This is a genomic window from Dactylosporangium aurantiacum (genome assembly GCF_000716715.1).
In the GTDB taxonomy this organism is placed as follows: Bacteria; Actinomycetota; Actinomycetes; order Mycobacteriales; family Micromonosporaceae; genus Dactylosporangium; species Dactylosporangium aurantiacum.
This window is the reverse complement of record NZ_JNYJ01000012.1, coordinates 103,224-123,512: the sequence shown is the minus strand read 5'-3', so window position 1 is coordinate 123,512 and position 20,289 is coordinate 103,224. Positions and strand designations below refer to the sequence as shown.

The following is a 20,289-nucleotide window of genomic DNA, read 5'->3' as shown; positions in this document are numbered from 1 at the left end:
GCAGCGAAGATACCGACCTCAGCGGGAAAGGACACGCCGCCCCATCGAGCGCCAGAGGTCGTTGCTGGGCCGCATCTGCTCGAGCAGCTCGCGCTCCCAGCCGTTTTCGATCGTGACACCGGCCTGCACGCAGGCGGAGCGTGCGATGTCGGTGCCTTCGGCCATCTGGTCGCCCCAGACGCCGTCCTCTCCGACGAGCACGATGCGGGCACCGCGCCGGCCGACATACTCGATGACTGCCTTGGCGCCGCCGTGGTCCTCCGCGAAGGACTTGATGCCGGAGATCAGGCTGCCCGGCACCGGGCGGCTCAGGGTCATCGTCGTATCGGAACCATCTGCCATGACGGCCACACTAAAGGGGTAACCCGCGTCCCGGGGGTGAACCAGCGCCCTGTTGTGATCGTAGTTACTGACAGGTTTAGTTCACCGCACGTTCGTTTTGCCCGGACAGAACCCGCTAAAACGTGATATTCGGGCGCACTATCGGTGACCGGAATAAGAGACGTGCATCACGTGGCGCATACCGGCGCGCGGTGTGCCAAAAATTCGGGCGTTTCCGGGTTAAGTCCCGCTTAGATCCGCATTTCGCGGAGGCCGTGTCACGCCTGCGGGGGACGCTGCGGCAGGCGTGCGACCGAACCTACTGGATGAAGACGTCCACGCCGATCGCCACGCACAGCAGCGTGAGGTACGTGACCGACCAGTGGAACAGCCGCATCGGCTTCAGCGGCTCGCCGCGGCGGGCCCGACCGTCGAGCCGGTGCGCCTCCAGCAGCAGCATCGCGCCCACGACGACCGCCACGACCCCGTAGACGGGGGTCATGCCGAACGGCCACAGCGCCACCGAGGCGGCCACCGTCAGCCAGCTGTAGACGACCGTCTCCAGCCCGACGCGGCGCATGCTCGCCACGACCGGCAGCATCGGGATGCCGGCGCGGGCGTAGTCGTCCTTGAACTTGATCGCCAGGGCGTAGAAGTGCGGCGGCTGCCACAGGAAGACGACGGCGAACATCACCCACGCCGGCCAGGCCAGCCCGCCGGTGACGGCGGCCCAGCCGATGAGCACCGGCGCCGCGCCGCACGCGCCGCCCCAGACCGTGTTCTGCGGGGTGGTGCGCTTCAGCCACAGCGTGTAGACGAGGTCGTAGTAGGCGATCGCGCCGACGGTGAGCAGCGTGGCGAGCAGGTTGGTGAAGGTGGCCATCAGCACCGTGGACAGCGCCGCCAGGATCAGGCCGAAGGTCAGCACCGCCCGGGGCGTGATGCTGTGCGTGGCCAGAGGGCGCCGCGAGGTGCGCTTCATCAGCGGGTCGATGTCGCGGTCGATGTAGCAGTTGAGCGCGTTGGCCGCGCCGGCCGCCAGGGACCCGCCGACCAGCACCACGGCGATCAGCCACAGCGACGGCACGCCGCGCTCGGCCAGCAGCATCGCCGGCACCGTCGTGATGAGCAGCAGCTCGACGATGCGGGGCTTGGTCAGCGAGACGTAGGCCTTGACGACCGCGCCGACGCCGGCCCGGCCGGCCGCCTGCTGCGCCCTGGCCAGTGCCGCCGCCGAGGTCGGGCGGACCGGCCCGGAAACGTCCGCCGCCGTGCTCTGGGGGACCGCCGCACGGTCGACGAGCTGCGTCACGTCTGGAGAGCCACCTTCCGGCATCGGCCGCACCTGAGCGCCGCATGCCGTCCAGGCCCGGCCGGAGTGACGGCGCGGGAGGGACACGGCGGAGCCGAGGGTCCCGCCGAGACCGGCGGGCTCTCGCATCCTAGAACAGGATCAACGCAGGCCAGACGGGACCCCGGCACAGACGTCCCGGGCGCGGCCTGTACCCGTCCACCGGCCACCAGGCATTGCTCCCGGCGGACAAAAGTTTCGCGCAGGGCTGAACCGATCAAGGTTTGCTGCCGACGTCACACATCAGCGCAGTCGCGCGGCCATGGGAGGCAATGCCGCCATCGACTACCGTTGCCGCAGGCAGTGTCGCCGATGTCCGAAACATGGTCGACTGCGCGTGGGGCTACCCGTTCGTGGGTAGGGTCGACCTGAACAGCCCTGACAAACCCTCGTTCGACAGGAGCAGCACAGCCGTGAGCGCTGAAGAGGTCAAGGGTCCCGAGCTTTCCTGGTCCGACGTCGACCGGCGCGCCGTCGACACGGTCCGGGTCCTCGCCATGGACGCCGTCGAGAAGTCCGGCAACGGCCACCCCGGCACGGCGATGAGCCTGGCACCCGCGGCCTACCTGCTGTTCCAGAAGGTCATGAGGCACGACCCGACCGACCCCAACTGGATCGGCCGCGACCGCTTCGTGCTCTCCTGTGGACACTCGAGCCTGACCCTCTACATCCAGCTCTACCTGGCCGGCTATGGCCTGAGCCTGGACGACCTCAAGTCGCTGCGGCAGTGGGGCTCCCTCACGCCGGGCCACCCCGAGCACGGGCACACCGCCGGTGTGGAGACCACCACCGGCCCGCTCGGCCAGGGCCTCGGCAACGCGGTCGGCATGGCGATGGCGGCCCGCCGCGAGCGCGGCCTGTTCGACCCCGAGCCGCCCACCGGTGAGAGCCTGTTCGACCACCACGTCTACGTGCTGTGCTCCGACGGTGACATCGAGGAAGGCATCACCCACGAGGCCAGCGCGATCGCCGGTCACCAGAAGCTCGGCAACCTCGTCGTCATCTACGACGACAACGAGATCTCGATCGAGGACGACACGAAGGTCGCCAAGAGCGAGGACGTCGCCGCCCGCTACGAGGCGTATGGCTTCCACGTGCAGACCGTCGACTGGCGCGCGGGCCACGACGCCGGCGACGGCGTCTACTCCGAGGACGTCCAGGCGCTGTGGGACGCGATCCAGGCGGCGAAGGCCGAGACGAGCCGGCCGTCGTTCATCGCGCTGCGCACGATCATCGGCTGGCCCGCCCCGAAGAAGCAGAACACCGGCAAGATCCACGGTTCGGCGCTCGGCGCCGACGAGGTCGCCGCGACCAAGCAGGTCCTCGGGTTCGACGCGCAGCAGACGTTCGAGGTGTCCGACGAGGTCCTCGCGCACACCCGCGCCGCGATCGAGCGCGGCCGCGAGCTGCACGCCGAGTGGGACAAGGGCTTCGAGTCGTGGAAGGCCACCGCCGGCGAGCGGGCCGCGCTGCTGGACCGGCTCTTCTCCGGCCAGTTGCCGGTCGGCTGGGAGAAGGCGCTGCCGGAGTTCCCGGCCAGCGAGAAGGGCGTCGCGACCCGCAAGGCGTCCGGCGACGTGCTCGGCGCCCTCGCCGGGGTGCTGCCCGAGCTGTGGGGCGGCTCCGCCGACCTGGCCGAGAGCAACAACACCACGATGGAGGGCGAGCCGTCCTTCCTGCCCTCGGAGTTCGCCACGAAGGCGTTCCCCGGCAACGAGTACGGTCGCACGCTGCACTTCGGCATCCGCGAGCACGGCATGGGCGCGATCCTCAACGGCATCAAGCTGCACGGCCCGACCCGGCCCTACGGCGGCACGTTCCTGGTGTTCTCCGACTACATGCGGCCCGCGGTGCGCCTCGCCGCCCTCATGAAGCTGCCGGTCGTGTACGTGTGGACGCACGACTCGATCGGCCTCGGCGAGGACGGCCCGACGCACCAGCCGGTCGAGCACCTGACCGCGCTGCGCGCCATCCCGGGCCTGGCCGTGGTCCGCCCGGCCGACGCCAACGAGACCGCGTGGGCGTGGCGGCGGGCGCTGGAGGTCACCGACCACCCGGTCGCCCTGGCCCTCAGCCGGCAGAACCTGCCGATCCTGGACCGCACGGAGTACGCGCCGGCGGAAGGCACCGCCAAGGGCGGCTACATCCTCAAGGACGCCTCCAACGGGCAGCCGCAGGTGATCATCATCGCGACCGGCTCCGAGGTGCAGCTGGCCGTCGGCGCGCAGCGGCGCCTGGAGGAGGAGGGCACCCCGACCCGGGTCGTGTCCATGCCCTGCCAGGAGTGGTTCATGGAGCAGGACCTGGCGTACCGCCAGCGGGTCCTGCCGACCGGGGTCAAGGCCCGGGTCACCGTCGAGGCCGGCATCGCCATGTCCTGGCAGCACATCCTCGGCGACCACGGTGCCGCCGTGAGCATCGAGCACTACGGTGCCAGCGCCCCGCACACAGTGCTGTTCGAGCAGTTCGGCTTCACCGTCGACACGGTCGTCGCGGCCGCGCACGCCTCGCTCGCGAAGGTCGGCGAGATCACCGGCACCACCACCGGCAACTGAGCACCGGCAACTGGATAAGAGGAGCACTGCGATGAGTTCCGATCGGCTGGCCGAGCTCTCCGCCGCGGGTGTGGCGGTCTGGCTCGACGACCTCTCCCGGCAGCGGCTGAGCAGCGGCGGCCTCGACAAGCTGCGCCGTGAGCAGCACGTCGTGGGCGTCACCACCAACCCCACCATCTTCGCCAAGGCGCTGTCCTCCGCCGAGGACTACGCCGACCAGGTCAAGGACCTCGCCCTGCGCGACGCGCAGGTCAACGAGGCGATGCGCACGCTCATGACGTATGACGTGCGCTGGGCCTGCGACGTCATGCAGCCCGCCGCCGACGCCAGCAAGGGCGTCGACGGCCGGGTCTCCATCGAGGTCGACCCGGGCCTCGCCGCCGACACCGCCCGCACCGTCGCCGAGGCGAAGGCGCTGTGGTGGCTCGTCGACCGGCCCAACCTGTTCATCAAGATCCCCGCGACCAAGGAGGGCCTGCCGGCGATCACCGCCGTGCTCGCCGAGGGCATCAGCGTCAACGTGACCCTGATCTTCTCCCTGGAGCGCTACGAGGCCGTCATGAACGCGTTCTTCGCCGGCCTCGAGCAGGCGAAGGCCAACGGCCACGACCTGTCCAAGATCGGCTCGGTCGCGTCGTTCTTCGTGTCGCGCGTCGACACCGAGTACGACAAGCGGCTCGACAAGATCGGCTCCGACGAGGCGAAGGCGCTCAAGGGCAAGGCCGCGATCGCCAACGCGAAGCTCGCGTACAAGAAGTACGAGGAGCTGTTCTCGTCCGAGCGCTGGCAGGCCCTCGCCGACGCCGGCGCGCTGCCGCAGCGGCCGCTGTGGGCCTCGACCTCGACGAAGAACCCCGAGTACCGCGACGTGATCTACGTCGAGGAGCTCGTGGCGCCCGGCACGGTCAACACCATGCCGGAGTCGGTCATCCACGCGTTCGCCGACCACGGCGAGGTCCGCCTCGACGCGATCACCGGCTCCTACGCGGAGGCGCAGCAGGTCATGGACGACCTCGCCGCCATCGGCATCGACTACGACGACGTCGTGCAGGTGCTGGAGCGCGAAGGTGTCGAGAAGTTCAGCGTCAGCGGCAACGAGATGATCGAAACGGTGAGGACCGCGCTGGAAGCCGCCAAGTAAGGGCTCGCAAGTCACTAGGCTGGTTCTTGTGGAGGGTGCGGGTGCCTGATCTTCTCGACGACGTCACCGCGGCTGCCGGACTCACGGTGTTCGGTGCCGCGGCCGTCGCCGATGGGGTCGACGCCCGCACCGCCACCGCCGGCCAGCTGCCCGAGTGGTCCCCGGACTACGACGTGGTGCCCCGGGTCACGGCGCTCCGGGCGGAGCTGCGAGCCGTCGGCCTCGACCGCGTGGTGCTCGCCGGCGGCGGCCCCTCGGCCCGCGCGGCCGAGGCGATCACCCGCACGCTCGGCGTGCCGCTCACCGTCCTGTCCGGCACCGACCCGCACGGCGTGGCGGCCGCCGTGGCCGACCGGCTGCAGCGCACCGTGGTCGTGCTCACCTCGGCGTCGTCCACGTCGACGCCGCTGGCGACGGACAGCCACCGGCGGGCGTACCTGCAGGCGTTCGAGCACCACGGCATCCACGACCTCGGCCGCCGCTTCGTCTTCGTCGCCGTCCCCGGCTCGCCCCTGGCGACGACCGCCCTGGAGATGGGCGCGCAGCTGTTCCTCGCCCAGCCGGGGGCGCTGTCCGCGTTCTCGCTGGTGCCGGCCGGGCTGGCCGGCGCCGACATCGGCGACCTGGTCGAGCAGGCGTTCGCCCTGGCGGAGCCGCCACGGCAGCGATCGGCGCCGGCCGGGTTCGCGCTGCCGTCGGCCGGCTTCACCCCGGCCCTGCCGGCGGCCCGCTCGGGCGGTGTCGCGCCTGCCGCGCCCGCTGCCGTCTCCCCCGCCGCTGCCGGCGCTCCTGGTGCTGCCGCCGCTGCCGGCGCTGCTGTCGGTGTTCCTGGCGCTGGCGCTGCTGTCGCTCCTGGTGCTGGCCCCGCTGCCGCTGCCGGGGGCGCCTCCACCGGCTTCGGCGGTGCTGCCGCGTCTGCCGCGTCCGAGGCGTCCGCGGGATCCGTCGCGGGGCGGTTCGGGCATCCGGCGGTCGCGCTCGGGGCGGCCCTGGCCGCCGCCGTGGCTTCGGGGCGGGACAAGCTCGCGCTCGCGCCCGACGGCAGCGGCATCGTCGGGCTCGGCGAGTGGGTGGCGGAGCTGCTCACCGCCGCCGGTTCGCGGGCCGTGCCGGTCGTGCTGGAGACGCCGAGCAGCTGGGGGCACGAAGGCCCCGACGTGCTGAGCGTGACCACCGGCGGGGCGCTCGTCCCCGGGGTCATGCCCGGCGGCGGCATCGCGCCCGACCTCGCCGTCAACGGCCCGCTCGGCGCGCAGCTGCTCGCCTGGGAGCAGGCCCTCGCCATCGCTGGGCTCGTCGACGCGGCCGGGCCCCCGTCCGCCGCTGCCGCCGGTCACGCCACCCCGGCCGGATTCTCCGCCGCCGGGCTCAACGGCTTCTCCTGGACCGCCGACGGCGCCGCGAGCCAGGCCGGGCCCGGATCGCAGGAAGGGATCCTGCGCGTGCTGGACGTCGGGCTGCCGCCGGAGGTGCCCGCGTTCGTCGACGGTGCCGTCGAGGTGCACCGCCGCGCGGAGCCACGCGGCGCCGCCGGCGCGACGACCCTGATCGGGGTGCTGGACGAGTTCGCGCGGACCGTGCGGCCCGGCGGGACCCTCGTGGTGCACGCGCACCTGGACCGGACCGCCGACGCCGCGGCCCTCGCCCTGCGGACCGGGCTGGCCGGCCGGGTCGCCAGGGCCGTGACGTTCGCCTGGGGCGGCGCACCCGTCCAGCCCGCTACGGGCGTCGGAGTCGGTGCGGGTACATCTGCCGCCGCGTCGATCATCCAGATCACCGGTGCGGTGTCCGTGGACATGCCGGTGCCCGGACGCCCGTACACCTTCGGCGACCTGCAGGCCGCCGAGGCCGCCGACGACCGGCGGACCCTGCTCGACCGGGGACTGCCGCTGCTCCACCTGCACCTGACCGACCGGAAAGCCGGTATCGACCAACTGTTGGCCGCCCTCGGAGGGTGAGTGTGATGACCAATCCCTTGCGGGACCCGCAGGACCGGCGACTGCCTCGGATTCCCGAGCCGTGCGCGCTGGTCATCTTCGGCGTCACCGGTGACCTTGCCCGCAAGAAACTCATCCCGGCGGTCTACGACCTGGCCAACCGGGGACTGCTGCCGCCCAGCTTCGCGGTGCTCGGCTTCGCCCGGCGCGACTGGGGCGACGGCGACTTCGAGGACCTCGCCCGCAAGGCCGCGCAGAACGGGGCCCGCACGGCGTGGCGCGAGGAGGTGTGGGCCCGGCTCGCCGGCAACATCAAGTTCGTGCCCGGCTCGTTCGAGGACGACGCGGCGTTCGACCACCTGGCGCAGACCCTCAACGACCTGCACGACGAGGCCGGCATCCCCGGCAACGCGGCGTTCTACCTGTCGATCCCGCCGTCGGCGTTCCCGGTCGTGCTCAAGCAGCTCGAGCGCACCGGCATGTCCGACAACGCGAAGTCCGGCGGCTGGCGGCGGGTCGTGGTGGAGAAGCCGTTCGGCTACGACCTGGCCACCGCGCGGCAGCTCAACGACCTGGTCGACGACGCGTTCACCGCGCAGGACGTGTTCCGCATCGACCACTACCTGGGCAAGGAGACGGTCCAGAACATCCTGGCGCTGCGCTTCGCGAACAACCTGTTCGAGCCGGTGTGGAACTCCAACTACGTCGACTCGGTGCAGATCACGATGGCCGAGGACGTCGGCATCGGCACCCGCGCCGGGTTCTACGACACCGTCGGCACCGCCCGCGACGTCGTGCAGAACCACCTGCTGCAGCTGCTCGCGCTCGTCGCGATGGAGGAGCCGACCGCGTTCGACGCGACCGCGATCCGCACCGAGAAGCTCAAGGTGCTCAACGCGATCACCGTGCCGACCGACGTGTTCACCAACACGGTGCGCGGCCAGTACCTCACCGGCTGGGTCGCGGGCGAGCGCGTCGCCGGCTACCTGGAGGAGAAGGACGTCCCGCCGAACTCCAGGACCGAGACGTACGTGGCGATCCGCCTCGGCGTGCAGAACCGCCGCTGGGCCGGGGTGCCGTTCTACGTGCGGGCCGGCAAGCGCATGCCGCGCCGGGTCACGGAGCTGGCGATCTCGTTCAAGAAGGCGCCGCACCTGCCGTTCCACCAGACGGACGTGGAGATGCTCGGGCACAACCAGCTCGTCATCCGGGTGCAGCCCGACGAGGGCGTGATGCTGAAGTTCGGCTCGAAGGTGCCCGGCACGACGATGGAGGTCCGCGACATCGCGATGGACTTCCAGTACGGCGAGGCGTTCACCGACGCCAGCCCCGAGGCGTACGAGCGGCTGATCCTCGACGTCCTCGTCGGCGACAAGACGCTGTTCCCCGACTCGGCCGAGGTCGAGGCGAGCTGGAACGTGATCGACCCGCTGGAGGAGGCGTGGGCGGGTTCGACGCCCGAGCCGTACCGCGCGGGCGAATGGGGTCCGCGAGCCGCTGACGAGATGCTGGCCCGCGAGGGCCGCGCCTGGCGCCGGGCCTAGGTCCCGTGTCGACGTTGAAGGGGAACTGGTCATGATCGGACTTTGGGACACCACCGGCATCGAGGTCGTGAAGGCCCTGGCCAACGAGCGTCGCAGCGCCGGCGGGCTCACCAGCGGCCTCGCGCTCACCCTCGTCGCCGTCGTCGACGAGCGGCAGGTCCGGGAGGCCGAGGCGGCCGCGACCATCGCCGCGTCGGCGCACCCGTGCCGGCTGCTCATCATCGTGCGCGCCGACGTCACCCAGCAGCGGTCCCGCCTCGACGCGGAGATCGTCGTCGGCGGGCGGCTCGGCCCCTGCGAGGCGGTCGTCATGCGGATGCAGGGCCGGCTCGCGCTGCACGCCGAGTCGGTCGTCATGCCGCTGCTCGCGCCGGACGTGCCGGTGGTCACCTGGTGGCAGTGCGCCCCGCCGGAGCGGATCGCGTACGACCCGCTCGGCGTCGTCGCGGACCGCCGCATCACCGACAGCGCCCAGGCCGCCGACCCGGTGGGCAACCTGCGCATCCGCGCCGACGACTACGTGCCCGGCGACACCGACCTGTCCTGGTCGCGGATCACCCCGTGGCGCACGCTGCTCGCCGGCGCCTTCGACGCCAACCGCGTCGGCGTCACGGCCGTGGAGATCATCGCCCCCGACAACGACCCGACCGCGCCGCTGCTCGGCGGCTGGCTCGAGGCCCGGCTCGGCGTCCACCCGACCCGCCGCAGCGGCCAGGGCAAGATCATGGAGGCGGTGCACATGGAGCTCGCCGACGGCAGCACCATGAAGCTGATCCGCGACCTCAACGCCGGCATCGCCACCCTGCAGCGCACCGGCCAGCCCGACCGCATCCTGCCGCTGAGCCGCCGCCCGCTGGGCGAGGAGCTCGCCGAGGAGCTGCGCCGCCTCGACCCGGACCAGCCGTACGCCGCCGCCCTCGCCGCGGCGACCGGCCGGCGGCACCTCGACGAGCGGCTGGCGCCGCGGGTGCACATCTGGAAGGACCCGGCACTCGCCGAGCGTCCGGAAGCCACTCCCCTGGAGCCCGTCCCTTCATGACCTCTCCCCAGCCCTCGTCGCGCACCGTCGTGGTGCACGACGGTCCGAAGCTGCTCGCCGAGGCCGTCGCGGCCCGGCTGATCGTCCGGCTCACCGACGCGCAGGCGGAGCGGGGTGTCGCGGCCGTGGTCCTCACCGGCGGCCGCATCGCCGCGCAGATCTACGCCGCGGTCCGCGACAACCCGGCGCGCGACGCCGTCGACTGGTCCCGCGTCGACTTCTGGTGGGGCGACGAGCGGTTCCTGCCGTCCGGCGACCCTGACCGCAACGAGACCCAGGCCCGCGACGCCTTCCTCGCGGCGCTGCCGGTCGACCCGGCGCGGGTGCGGCCGATGCCCGCCTCCGACGGCCCGCACGGCTCGGACGCGGCGGCCGCCGCGGCGTCGTACGCGGCCGCGATCGCCGGCGCGCACTTCGACGTGGTGCTGCTCGGTGTCGGCGAGGACGGGCACGTCGCGTCCGTCTTCCCGGGGCACCCGGTGGGCGCCGACCCGCGGCCGGTCGCGGACGTGCACGACAGCCCGAAGCCGCCGCCGGTACGGATCACGCTGACCGTGCCGACCCTGAACACGGCCGCCGAGGTGTGGCTGCTGGCGTCGGGGGCGGGCAAGGCGGACGCGGTACGCGAGGCACTGTCGAGCGTGTCGGGTGCGCCCGGCGCTGCCGATGCTGCCGGGGTGCTGCCGGCGGCGAGGGTGCACGGGCGGGCGCGGACGCTGTGGCTCGTCGACACCGGTGCCCTGCCCGGCGGCGTGTAGCGGTCCGGCACGACGCGCCGACTCCTTGTGGGTCGGCGCGTCGACCGTATCCGGCCGGCCCGGCTCGCGCCTGCTCAGCACGATGAGCGGGCCACTCCGACACCCAGGCGCGGAGAACACCCAGGCGCGGAGAACACTCAGGCGCGGCGGCCCCGGGGCCGGATGACCCCTGCGCTCCGGGTGGGCCGACGTGCACCACCGCCCGTGCGAGAGTGCCGCCGCCGTGCTCCTGCCCCGCGCCGGCCGGCGGCCGCGCCCCACCCGCTGCGGCCCTCGCTGCCGGCGACCCGGTGGATCCCTGGGGTCCTGACCCCAGCATCCACCGGGTCGCTACGGTCTGCGGTCCGCTGTCGGCGAACAGGTCGGGGCGGGTCCGCGCGGCAGGCGCTAGCCGCGACGCTGGCGGAGGCGGGCGAGCGCCTCGGCCAGGATGGCCTCGCCGTCCTCGGCGGAGCGGCGTTCCTTCACGTAGGCCAGGTGGGTCTTGTACGGCTCGGTGCGCGGGCGCTCCGGCGGGGCCTGCTCGTCCTGGCCCGCGGGGAGGCCGCACCGGGGGCAGTCCCAGGTGGCCGGGGGCGTGATCTCGGCGGCGAAGGCGGGCTCGGTCATGTGCCCGTTGGCGCACCAGTAGGTGATCCTGCGGCGGGGGGCCTGGTCACCGCGCTCGGCCCAGCGCATGGGGCCGGCACCGACTCGGGTCCCGCGGATGGCGTTACCAGCTGCCACGGCTGCTCGCTCCTGTTCGTCGGGGGGTGCGACGTCGTGCGGAGGCAGGAGTGTGGGCGAAAAACACCTGCGCGCGGCCCGCTGAACGGACCGCGCGCATGAGTCTAGAACGCGGAGCGTGCTCAGGCACCACCGTTTTCGACAATTTTCAGCCAGAGGCCAAGACCCACGATGCAGGCGAACCAGATGATGCCGACCAGCAGCGTGTAGCGGTCGAGGTTCTTCTCGGCGACCGACGAGCCGGCGAGGCTGGACGAGACGCCGCCGCCGAACATGCTCGACAGGCCACCGCCCTTGCCGCGGTGCAGCAGCACGAGCATGGTGAGCAGCACGCTCGTGATGAGGAGCAGCACGATCAGGGTGTAGGCGAACGCCGTCATGGCGCGGTCGTCCTCTCGGTGGGCGGAGTAGCTATCGCAAAACAGACGCCAGCTTACTGGACTAGGCCAGCCCCAGGGCACACAGGTCGGGCTGGCCGAACTGCGGATGGATGAACCCGCCCCGGACCTTCGTGCCGGACATCCGCAGGGCCTTCATGTAGATGATCGGGATGGCGACGGCCTTGCTCGCGATCTTCTCGTCGAGCTCGCCCCAGAGCAGGTACTGCCGCTCCGGCACCGACTCCTCGAGCGCCGCGGTGATGTCGTTGTTGATCTCGGGGTCGTTGAGCAGGGCGTAGTTCTGGTTGTTGGTCGCGTTGGCCTTGGTCGGGATCAGGCGGCCGTCGAACAGCGGCGGGATGACGGCCGAGCCGTTGGCCCAGTCGGGGATCCAGCCGGCCCAGAGCAGGTCGTTGGTGTTGGCCGGGTTGCCGATGACGTCGAAGTACGTCTCCGGATCGATGCCGTTGACCTTGATCTGGATGCCGATCTGCTGGTACGTCTCGACCATCGTCGTGGCCAGGCGCCGGATGTCCTTCTGCTCCGGGATCGCCAGGGTCAGCGTCGTGGCGCAGGGCTTGCCCTTGGTGCGCTGGTCGTCCATCAGCTTCATCGCCACGTCCGGCTTGCCCTCGACGTTGGCGGTGCTGTCGTACAGGTCGAAGTCCTTGTGGGCCTTCAGCTGCGGGGCGATCATCGTGTTGGCGTAGTCGCCGAACACGGAGCCGCCGGCCGCGGCGCGAAACTTACGCTTGTTGAAGGCGAAGACCAGGGCCCGCCGGCAGTCCAGCTCGGGAATCCGCTTGGTGTTCAGCGACAGGTACCGGATGCCGCCGTAGCTGCCCTGCACGGCCCGCGAGGACAGGGCGGGGTCGTTCACGACCTGCTGGACGAAGTTCGGCGCGACGTTCTTGTCCAGGTCGATCGCGTCGGCCCAGTCGCCCTCGCTCTGCAGCAGGTTCGAGGTGACGGTCGGCAGGTCGCCGTTCGCCTCGATCACGATCTTGTCGGGGTACGCCTTGCGCACGCTGTCGGTCTTGCGGTCCCAGTACTGGTTGCGGACGTAGACGAGCTGCTGGTCGGTGTTCTCCTGCAGCTTGTACGGCCCGTTGGAGAACGGCTTCTTGTCGTACTCGCCCTTGGTGTCCTGCTTGGCGAGCACCGGCGCGAACACGGACATGGCCGCCGTGTAGCCGAAGTCGCCGACCGGCTGGGACAGCGTGAACTTGATGTTGCGGTTGTCGACGCACTGCACCGACTGCAGGCCCTTGCCGTTGTTGTTGCCGCCCACGAACGGGCCCGCGTAGTTGTCGGTGCCGGCGAGGTACGTCTTCGCGTACGGCTGGGCGACCGAGAACAGGCTGGAGAAGCTGCGCTCCACGCCGTACTTGACGTCGGCGCAGGTGATCGGGGAGCCGTCCTCCCAGCGGATGTCGTCCTTGAGCTGGAAGTCCCAGACCCGGTTGCCCTCGCTGGGCCGGCCGGCGTCGGTGGCCAGGTCACCGACGATCTCGCTGGCGGCGGCGCCGGGCTCGGAGCGGAACGTGGTGAGCGTCCGGGTGGTGAGGCGGCTGACGTTGGCCTCGGTCGCGGTGGCGATGCGCTGCGGGTCCAGGTGGGCCGGCTTGGCGCTCACGACGACGCGGAGCGTCCCGCCGGTCCGCGGCGGCTGCGGCTGGTTCTCGGCGCCGGCGTCGCTGCAGGCCGCCGCCGTCGCGAGCAGCGTCAGGCCGGCCAACGACGCAACGAAACGCTGTGCGAGCATGCTCGTTCCCCACTCGTCATGGTCGGCCCGTTCGTGGCGGGCGGCCCTGGCTGGTTGCCCCGCGACCTGCGCGGGTGCGTGCCCTCGCTGGTGCGTGGGCGCGCCCGCAACCCGGTGTCGGGGCTGCGGACCAGGCCACTTTAGGCGGCGTTCATGGCGGGCGGAACCTGGGGTGGGATACAAAACAGCGTCGCGCGGCCCGGAACCGGACCGCGCGACGCTGTGTCTTGAAGCAGTTACTTGCCGAGGCGGCAGATGCGGACGAAGCCCTCCGCGTCGATGCTGGCGCCGCCGACGAGCGCACCGTCGATGTCGGACTGCTCGATGATCGAGGCGACGTTGTCGTGCTTGACCGAGCCGCCGTACAGGATGCGCACACGGTCGGCGGTGCCGCCCGTGTACTTCTCCGCGAGGCGGGTCCGGATCGCGCCGATGACCTCCTGCGCGTCCTGCGGGGTCGCGACCTTGCCGGTCCCGATGGCCCACACCGGCTCGTACGCCACGACGATCTTCTCGACCTCGTCGGTCTTGATCTTCTCCAGCGCGGCGTCGAGCTGCGCGAGCGTGTAGCCCACGTGCTCGCCGGCCTCCCGGACCGCCAGGCCCTCCCCGACGCACAGGATCGGGGCGATGCCGTTGGCCAGGGCCGCCTTCACCTTGGCGTTGACGAGCGCGTCGTCCTCGCCGTGGTACTGGCGGCGCTCCGAGTGCCCGACGACGACGTACTGGCAGCCGAGCTTCGCCAGCATCGCGCCGGAGATCTCACCCGTGTACGCGCCGGAGGAGTGCTGCGACAGGTCCTGCGCGCCGTAGCCGATGAGCAGCTTGTCGCCGTCGACCAGCGTCTGCACGCTGCGGATGTCGACGAACGGCGGCAGCACGACCACCTCAACGTCGTTGAGCTGCTGCTCGTTCAGGCTGAACGCCAGCTTCTGCACCAGGGCGATGGCCTCGAGGTGGTTGAGGTTCATCTTCCAGTTGCCGGCCATGAGCGGCCTGCGTCCGGTTGCCTCCGCCATCGCTCAGCCCTCCAGTGCCGTGATGCCGGGCAGCGCCTTGCCCTCGAGGTACTCCAGGGACGCGCCACCACCGGTCGAGATGTGGCTGAACCCGTCCTCGGGGATGCCGAGCGCGCGCACGGCCGCGGCCGAGTCGCCGCCGCCGACCACGCTGAAACCGTCGATCTTGGTGATCGCCTCGGCGACACCACGCGTGCCGGCCGCGAACGGCGCCAGCTCGAACACGCCCATCGGCCCGTTCCAGAACACGGTCTTCGCCGACTCGACGGCCTGCGCGAACAGCGCCACCGACTCCGGGCCGATGTCCAGGCCCAGCTCGTCGGCGGGGATCGCGCCGGCCGCGACGACCTGGGTCTTCGCGTCGGCGGCGAACTTGTCCGCGGTCACCACGTCGACCGGCAGCACGATCTTGTCGCCGCCCCGGGCGAGCAGGTCGGCGCAGGTGGCGACCATCTCGTCCTGCAGCAGGCTCTTGCCGACCTCGTGGCCCTGCGCCTTGAGGAAGGTGAAGCACATGCCGCCACCGATGAGCAGCCTGTCGACCTTCGGCAGCAGCGCCTCGATCACGGCGAGCTTGTCGGAGACCTTCGAGCCGCCGAGGATCACGACATACGGCCGCTCGGGGTCGCCGGTGAGCTTGGACAGCACGTCCAGCTCGCGCTGGACCAGGCCGCCGGTGTACCGCGGGAGCAGCGCCGCGACGTCGAAGACGCTGGCGTGCTTGCGGTGCACCGCACCGAACGCGTCATCGACGTAGACGTCGGCGAACGCGGCCAGCTGCGCGGCGAACGCGCCCCGCTCGGCCTCGTCCTTGCTGGTCTCACCCTTGTTGAAGCGCAGGTTCTCCAGCAGGGCCACGTCGCCGTCGCCGAGGCCGGAGACGGCCGCCTGGGCCGACTCCCCCACCGTGTCGGTGGCGAACGCGACCGGCTTGCCCAGCAGCTCGCCGAGCCGGCCGGCGACCGGCCGCAGCGTGTACTTCGGGTCGGGCTCGCCCTTGGGGCGGCCCAGGTGCGACACGACGGTCACCCGCGCGCCGGCCTCACGCAACGCGTTGAGCGTCGGCAGGACCGCCCGGATGCGCCCGTCGTCGGTGATCTTCTCCCCGTCGAGCGGGACGTTCAGGTCGGCGCGCAGCAGCACGCGCCGACCCGCGACGCCCTCGCTCAGGAGGTCGTCGAGCGTCTTCACAGGCCGGTGCCGACCAGCGTGACGAGGTCGACGAGGCGGTTGCTGTAGCCCCACTCGTTGTCGTACCAGCCGACGACCTTCACCTGGTTGCCGATGACCTTGGTGAGGCCCGCGTCGAAGATGCACGACGCCGGGTCGGTCACGATGTCGCTGGAGACGATCGGGTCCTCGGTGTAGGTCAGGATGCCCTTGAGCGGGCCCTCGGCGGCGGCCTTGACCGCGGCGTTGACCTCGTCGACCGTGGTCTCGCGGCCGACGGTGACGGTGAGGTCGGTGGCCGAGCCGGTCGGGATCGGCACGCGCAGCGCGTAGCCGTCGAGCTTGCCCTTGAGCTCCGGCAGCACCAGGCCGATGGCCTTGGCCGCACCGGTCGAGGTCGGCACGATGTTGAGCGCGGCGGCCCGGGCGCGACGCAGGTCCTTGTGCGGGCCGTCCTGCAGGTTCTGGTCCTGCGTGTACGCGTGGATCGTGGTCATGAGGCCACGCTCGATGCCGAACGTGTCGTTGATGACCTTGGCCATCGGCGCGAGGCAGTTCGTGGTGCACGACGCGTTGGAGATGATCGTGTGGTTCGCCGCGTCGTACTTGTCCTCGTTGACGCCCAGGACGACGGTGAAGTCCTCGCCCTTGGCCGGCGCCGAGATGATGACCTTCTTGGCGCCCGCGCCGACGTGGACCTTGGCCTTCTCCGCGTCGGTGAAGATGCCGGTCGACTCGATGACGACGTCGGCGCCCAGGTCGCCCCACGGCAGCTTCGACGGGTCGCGCTCGGCGAGCGCCTTGAAGGTCTTGCCGTTGACCGTGATCTCGTCAGAGGTCGCCTTCACCTCGTAGGGCAGGCGGCCCAGGATGCTGTCGTACTTGAGCAGGTGCGCCAGCGTCGCGTTGTCGGTGAGGTCATTGACGCCCACAACCTCGATGTCAGCGCCCTTGGCCAGCGCCGCACGGAAGAAGTTGCGGCCGATGCGGCCGAAGCCGTTGATGCCAACCCGGATGGTCACTTCGACACATCTCCTCGCCTCGTCGCGGCCGGCCGTTGCCCATGCCGGTCGCCCGTGAGTGATCATGGCTCGCCCGGTCGGGGGCCTGATCGGTGAGGCCCATGAGCGGGGAGCGGCCGCGTGAGCGGCGTACGGACGGCTTCGTCGCCGAACAGGAAAACCCTATCGCCTGGACGGCATCGAACTCGCGCGGGGGTGTCTGAGCACACAGCGTCGTTTCGCTGTCCCCACCCGCCCCAGGGGCCCCAGGTGCTCCGCCGGGACGTCAGCTGACCAGCATCTCCGGGGTGACGGCGGACTCCGTGTCGGGGATGCCGAGGTCGCGGGCGCGCTTGTCGGCCAGGGCGAGCAGACGCCTTATACGCCCGGCGATCGCGTCCTTGGTGAGCGGCGGGTCGGCGAGGGCGCCGAGCTCCTCCAGCGACGCCTGCCGGTGCTCCAGCCGCAGCGTACCGGCGCTGAACAGGTGCTCGGGGGCGTTGTCGGCGAGGATCTCCATCGCGCGGGCGACCCGGGCGGCGGCGGCGACCGCGGCGCGGGCGGAGCGGCGCAGGTTGGCGTCGTCGAAGTTGGCGAGCCGGTTGGCGGTGGCCCGGACCTCGCGGCGCACCCGGCGCTCCTCCCAGGTGAGGACGCTCTGGTGGGCGCCGATGCGGGTGAGCAGCGCGGCGATCGCGTCGCCGTCCTTGACCACGACCCGGTCGACGCCGCGCACCTCGCGGGCCTTGGCGGTGATGCCGATGCGCCGGGCGGCGCCGACGAGGGCCAGCGCGGCCTCGGGGCCGGGGCAGGTGATCTCCAGCGCGCAGCTGCGGCCCGGCTCGGTCAGCGAGCCGTGCGCCAGGAACGCGCCGCGCCACGCCGCGACGGCGCAGCACATGTTGGCCGACACGACGTGCGGCGGGAGCCCGCGCACGGGCCGGCCGCGCACGTCGAGCAGGCCGGTCTGCCGGGCGAGCGCCTCGCCGTCCTTGACCACCCGCACGATGAAGTGGCTGGCCTTGCGCAGCCCTCCGGAGGCGAGCACGTGGATCTCGCTCTGGTACCCGTACACCTCGGAGACCTCACGGCGCAGCCGGCGGGCCGCCGCGTTGGTGTCCAGCTCGGCCTCGACGACCACCCGGCCGGAGACGATGTGCAACCCGCCAGCGAAGCGGAGCAGCGCGGCCATCTCGGCGCGCCGGCAGCAGGGTTTGGCTACGTCCACCCTGCTCAGCTCGTCCTTGACCGCAGCGGTCATCGCCATTCTGTCGTCACCTCGCGGGGCTCAATCGAACTGTCGGTGGTGCTGCTCAGCAGTGGTTCCAGGGCTGTGGCCAGCGCGTGCGGGTCGTGCAGCGGTGCCCCGTCCGCGACGGCCACCGGCGCGAGCACCAGACGGGCACCCAGCGATTCTGCCGCACGATGGACCGGTTCGGGGTCGCCTACGGCTTTCCCGTCCGCAAGAACTACATCGACGTGTAACCCGGGTAGGTAACGACGCAGGGCGGCCAGGTGTTCCGGCAGGGTCAATCCAGCCGTTTCGCTGTCGGCCGCGAGATTCAGCGTGACCAGGCGCTTCGCCGCAGTCATGGAGATCGCTGCGGCCAGTTCCGGCACCAGCAGGTGCGGGATCACGCTGGTGAACCACGACCCCGGCCCGAACAGCAGCCAGTCCGCGTCCCGGGTCGCCCGCACCGCCTCGGCGCAGGCCTCGGGCGCCACCGGCACCAGCCGCACCCGGTCGATCGTCTTCGACGTGACCGCGACGGCGTGCTGACCGCGCACCGTGACGGACTCGCCACCCTCGGACAGGTCCGCCTCGATGTGCAGCGGCTGCCGCGACATGGGCAGCACCCGGCCGTCGCAGCGCAGCATCTCCGCCGCCTGGTCCAGCGCGGCGACCGGGTCGCCGGCCAGCTCCATCAGCGCGCACAGCACGAGGTTGCCGACCGGATGCCCGGCGAGGTCGTCGCTGCCGGTGAACCGGTGCTGGAACACCTCGGCGATCGCCTCCTCGTCGGCGAGCGCGGCGAGGGCCTGGCGCAGGTCGCCGGGCGGCAGGATGTCGCGGGTGGCGCGCAGCCGGCCGCTGGAGCCGCCGTCGTCGGCGACGGTGACCACGGCGGTGATGTCGAGGGGCGTGTCGCGGTGGATGAGACGCAGGGCGCGCAGGGAGGCGGAGAGCCCGTGCCCCCCACCGAACGCGACGACCCGCACGGGACGCCGGGCACGGTCGCTCCGCGGCGCACTGCTCCCGTCCGGCGCATTGCCGCCGTCGAGGGCTTTGCGGCCGTCCGGGGCTTTGCCGCCGGCCGGGGCTTTGCTGCCGTCCGGCGCGCCGGTGCCGTTGGGTCCGCTGTGGAGGGCGGCCGCGCTGGCGCCGGTAACCGTGCCGTGGTCGTTTGCCGCGCCGTTCTCGCGGCGCCGCGCAACGCTCATTCGCGCCCCAGATCGCGGTGCTGCGGCGCGGCGGCGAGCCGCATCTCCCGGAGCCGCCGGGCCAGCTCCTCGGCGATCGCGACGCTGCGGTGCTTGCCACCGGTGCAGCCCACCGCGATCGTCAGGTACCGCTTGCCCTCCCGCTCGAACCCGGGCGCCGTGGCGTTGATCAGCCGGGCGTACGTCTCCACGAACGTCACCGCGCCGCGCTGACCCAGCACGTACCGGCTGACGTCGGTCTCCCGGCCGGTGTGCTCCCGCAGCTCGGGCACCCAGTACGGGTTCGGCAGGAACCTCGCGTCGAGGACGAAGTCGGCGTCGGGCGGCAGGCCGTACTTGAACCCGAACGACAGCACCGTGACCCTGATCTGGGTCGTGTCCTCCTCGCCGAACATCTCCTCGATGCGCCCGCGGAGCTGGTTGACGTTGAGGTGGCTGGTGTCGATGAGCACGTCGGCCTGCTCACGGGCCTCCTGCAGCAGCTTGCGCTCCGCGGCGATGCCGTCGGAGAGCCGGCCGCCGCCCTGCAGCGGGTGCGAGCGGCGCACGCTCTCGAACCGCCGGATCAGCACCTCGTCGTCGGCGTCGACGAACACCATCCGCGGGTTGAACCCGCGCTCCCGCAACGACTTCACCGCGCCGGGCAGGTCGGTGGAGAACGCGTGACTGCGCACGTCGAGCACCATCGCCGTCCGCCGCGCCGCGCCCCTCGCCGCGAATGCCAGCTCCGCCATGTCGAGCAACAACGCCTGCGGCAGGTTGTCCACGACGTAATACCCGACGTTCTCCAGCGCCCGGGCGACCGTGCTACGCCCACCACCGGACACCCCCGTCACGATGACCAGGTCGGTCTCCGTGCGGTCGGGCGCTGCCGGCGCTTCTTCGCTCACCACGCCGACGAGTTTATGTCGTGCCGCCCCTCACCCCGGCCGCTCGGTCGGTTTGTACCTTTTCCGGGTCGCTCGCACCCGCCTCAGGCACCGCCGGGCTCGCCGCGACCCGGCAGCGGCTCGCTGTCCCCGGCATCCTCGGTCAGCAACTCGATCACTGCGGCCGAAGCGTCGTAGAGGTCCTCCTTGCGCGCCGACGGCACCTTGAACACATGCTCGGCGACCCGCTCGGACGATGCCGGGTCTTCGT

Annotated in this window: 17 protein-coding genes; 6 read left to right on the top strand and 11 right to left on the bottom strand. The window is 71.6% G+C overall.

Translation table 11 applies throughout. The features are described from left to right. Positions 1–18: 18 nt before the first annotated feature. Both OP18_RS16360 and OP18_RS16355 read right to left on the bottom strand, forming a co-directional pair. Positions 19–342 carry a hypothetical protein gene (locus tag OP18_RS16360; protein ID WP_033359810.1) on the bottom strand — a complete coding sequence of 108 codons (324 nt, stop codon included), beginning with the start codon at positions 340–342 and terminating at the stop codon, positions 19–21. Between the two features lie 298 nt (positions 343–640). Beyond that, complete coding sequence (locus tag OP18_RS16355; RefSeq protein ID WP_052386827.1) at positions 641–1,546, bottom strand: heme o synthase; 906 nt, start codon at positions 1,544–1,546, stop codon at positions 641–643. A gap of 539 nt (positions 1,547–2,085) precedes the next feature. Here OP18_RS16355 and tkt point away from each other — a divergent pair. Genes tkt through pgl form a run of 6 tightly spaced genes read left to right on the top strand, consistent with a single transcriptional unit; the run spans position 2,086 to position 10,646 of the window. After that, positions 2,086–4,227, top strand: a complete 2,142-nt coding sequence (gene tkt / locus OP18_RS16350) for a transketolase (RefSeq protein WP_033359808.1) — start codon at positions 2,086–2,088, stop codon at positions 4,225–4,227. A gap of 31 nt (positions 4,228–4,258) precedes the next feature. Continuing rightward, positions 4,259–5,368, top strand: a complete 1,110-nt coding sequence (gene tal / locus OP18_RS16345; RefSeq protein WP_033359749.1) for a transaldolase — start codon at positions 4,259–4,261, stop codon at positions 5,366–5,368. Between the two features lie 41 nt (positions 5,369–5,409). Beyond that, positions 5,410–7,326: a hypothetical protein gene (locus OP18_RS51220; protein ID WP_156089557.1), complete on the top strand. Its 1,917-nt coding sequence runs from the start codon at positions 5,410–5,412 to the stop codon at positions 7,324–7,326. Positions 7,327–7,331: 5 nt separating this feature from the next. Continuing rightward, positions 7,332–8,849: a glucose-6-phosphate dehydrogenase gene (gene zwf / locus OP18_RS16330; RefSeq protein ID WP_033359805.1), complete on the top strand. Its 1,518-nt coding sequence runs from the start codon at positions 7,332–7,334 to the stop codon at positions 8,847–8,849. A gap of 31 nt (positions 8,850–8,880) precedes the next feature. Further along, a complete protein-coding gene (locus OP18_RS16325) occupies positions 8,881–9,888 on the top strand; it encodes a glucose-6-phosphate dehydrogenase assembly protein OpcA (RefSeq protein ID WP_033359748.1) in 1,008 nt (335 codons plus the stop codon). After that, positions 9,885–10,646, top strand: a complete 762-nt coding sequence (gene pgl, locus OP18_RS16320) for a 6-phosphogluconolactonase (protein ID WP_033359747.1) — start codon at positions 9,885–9,887, stop codon at positions 10,644–10,646. The genes OP18_RS16325 and pgl overlap by 4 nt, the downstream gene beginning before the upstream one ends. Positions 10,647–11,033: 387 nt before the next feature. Here pgl and OP18_RS16315 read toward each other — a convergent pair whose 3' ends face one another. From OP18_RS16315 to rapZ, 9 genes are all read right to left on the bottom strand, one after another. Beyond that, on the bottom strand, positions 11,034–11,372 hold the full coding sequence (locus tag OP18_RS16315) for an RNA polymerase-binding protein RbpA (protein ID WP_081970810.1): 339 nt from the start codon (positions 11,370–11,372) through the stop codon (positions 11,034–11,036). 122 nt (positions 11,373–11,494) lie between these two features. Further along, positions 11,495–11,752 carry a preprotein translocase subunit SecG gene (gene secG, locus OP18_RS16310; RefSeq protein WP_033359745.1) on the bottom strand — a complete coding sequence of 86 codons (258 nt, stop codon included), beginning with the start codon at positions 11,750–11,752 and terminating at the stop codon, positions 11,495–11,497. A gap of 61 nt (positions 11,753–11,813) precedes the next feature. Further along, positions 11,814–13,517 (bottom strand): ABC transporter substrate-binding protein, encoded by a 1,704-nt coding sequence (locus OP18_RS16305; RefSeq protein ID WP_081970809.1) that lies wholly within the window; start codon positions 13,515–13,517, stop codon positions 11,814–11,816. Between the two features lie 236 nt (positions 13,518–13,753). Continuing rightward, positions 13,754–14,536 (bottom strand): triose-phosphate isomerase, encoded by a 783-nt coding sequence (tpiA, locus tag OP18_RS16300; protein WP_033359743.1) that lies wholly within the window; start codon positions 14,534–14,536, stop codon positions 13,754–13,756. A gap of 3 nt (positions 14,537–14,539) precedes the next feature. Next, positions 14,540–15,727 (bottom strand): phosphoglycerate kinase, encoded by a 1,188-nt coding sequence (locus OP18_RS16295; protein WP_033359742.1) that lies wholly within the window; start codon positions 15,725–15,727, stop codon positions 14,540–14,542. Further along, on the bottom strand, positions 15,724–16,728 hold the full coding sequence (gene gap, locus OP18_RS16290; protein WP_033359741.1) for a type I glyceraldehyde-3-phosphate dehydrogenase: 1,005 nt from the start codon (positions 16,726–16,728) through the stop codon (positions 15,724–15,726). The genes OP18_RS16295 and gap overlap by 4 nt, the downstream gene beginning before the upstream one ends. Positions 16,729–16,993: 265 nt before the next feature. Then, a complete protein-coding gene (gene whiA / locus OP18_RS16285) occupies positions 16,994–17,974 on the bottom strand; it encodes a DNA-binding protein WhiA (protein ID WP_033359740.1) in 981 nt (326 codons plus the stop codon). Beyond that, positions 17,965–19,149 (bottom strand): gluconeogenesis factor YvcK family protein, encoded by a 1,185-nt coding sequence (locus tag OP18_RS16280; protein WP_081970808.1) that lies wholly within the window; start codon positions 19,147–19,149, stop codon positions 17,965–17,967. Before OP18_RS16280 ends, whiA begins: the two co-directional genes overlap by 10 nt. Then, positions 19,146–20,042 (bottom strand): RNase adapter RapZ, encoded by an 897-nt coding sequence (gene rapZ, locus OP18_RS16275; RefSeq protein ID WP_211273567.1) that lies wholly within the window; start codon positions 20,040–20,042, stop codon positions 19,146–19,148. The genes OP18_RS16280 and rapZ overlap by 4 nt, the downstream gene beginning before the upstream one ends. Between the last annotated feature and the right edge of the window lie 247 nt (positions 20,043–20,289).

Bases quoted from the DNA above. Each gene is read 5' to 3' on its own strand.
- zwf (WP_033359805.1), top strand. From the start codon at position 7,332: ATGACCAATCCCTTGCGGGACCCGCAGGACCGGCGACTGCCTCGGATT.
- OP18_RS16280 (WP_081970808.1), bottom strand. From the start codon at position 19,149: ATGAGCGTTGCGCGGCGCCGCGAGAACGGCGCGGCAAACGACCACGGC.
- whiA (WP_033359740.1), bottom strand. From the start codon at position 17,974: ATGGCGATGACCGCTGCGGTCAAGGACGAGCTGAGCAGGGTGGACGTA.
- OP18_RS16325 (WP_033359748.1), top strand. From the start codon at position 8,881: ATGATCGGACTTTGGGACACCACCGGCATCGAGGTCGTGAAGGCCCTG.
- OP18_RS16305 (WP_081970809.1), bottom strand. From the start codon at position 13,517: ATGCTCGCACAGCGTTTCGTTGCGTCGTTGGCCGGCCTGACGCTGCTC.
- tal (WP_033359749.1), top strand. From the start codon at position 4,259: ATGAGTTCCGATCGGCTGGCCGAGCTCTCCGCCGCGGGTGTGGCGGTC.
- pgl (WP_033359747.1), top strand. From the start codon at position 9,885: ATGACCTCTCCCCAGCCCTCGTCGCGCACCGTCGTGGTGCACGACGGT.
- secG (WP_033359745.1), bottom strand. From the start codon at position 11,752: ATGACGGCGTTCGCCTACACCCTGATCGTGCTGCTCCTCATCACGAGC.
- tpiA (WP_033359743.1), bottom strand. From the start codon at position 14,536: ATGGCGGAGGCAACCGGACGCAGGCCGCTCATGGCCGGCAACTGGAAG.
- OP18_RS16360 (WP_033359810.1), bottom strand. From the start codon at position 342: ATGGCAGATGGTTCCGATACGACGATGACCCTGAGCCGCCCGGTGCCG.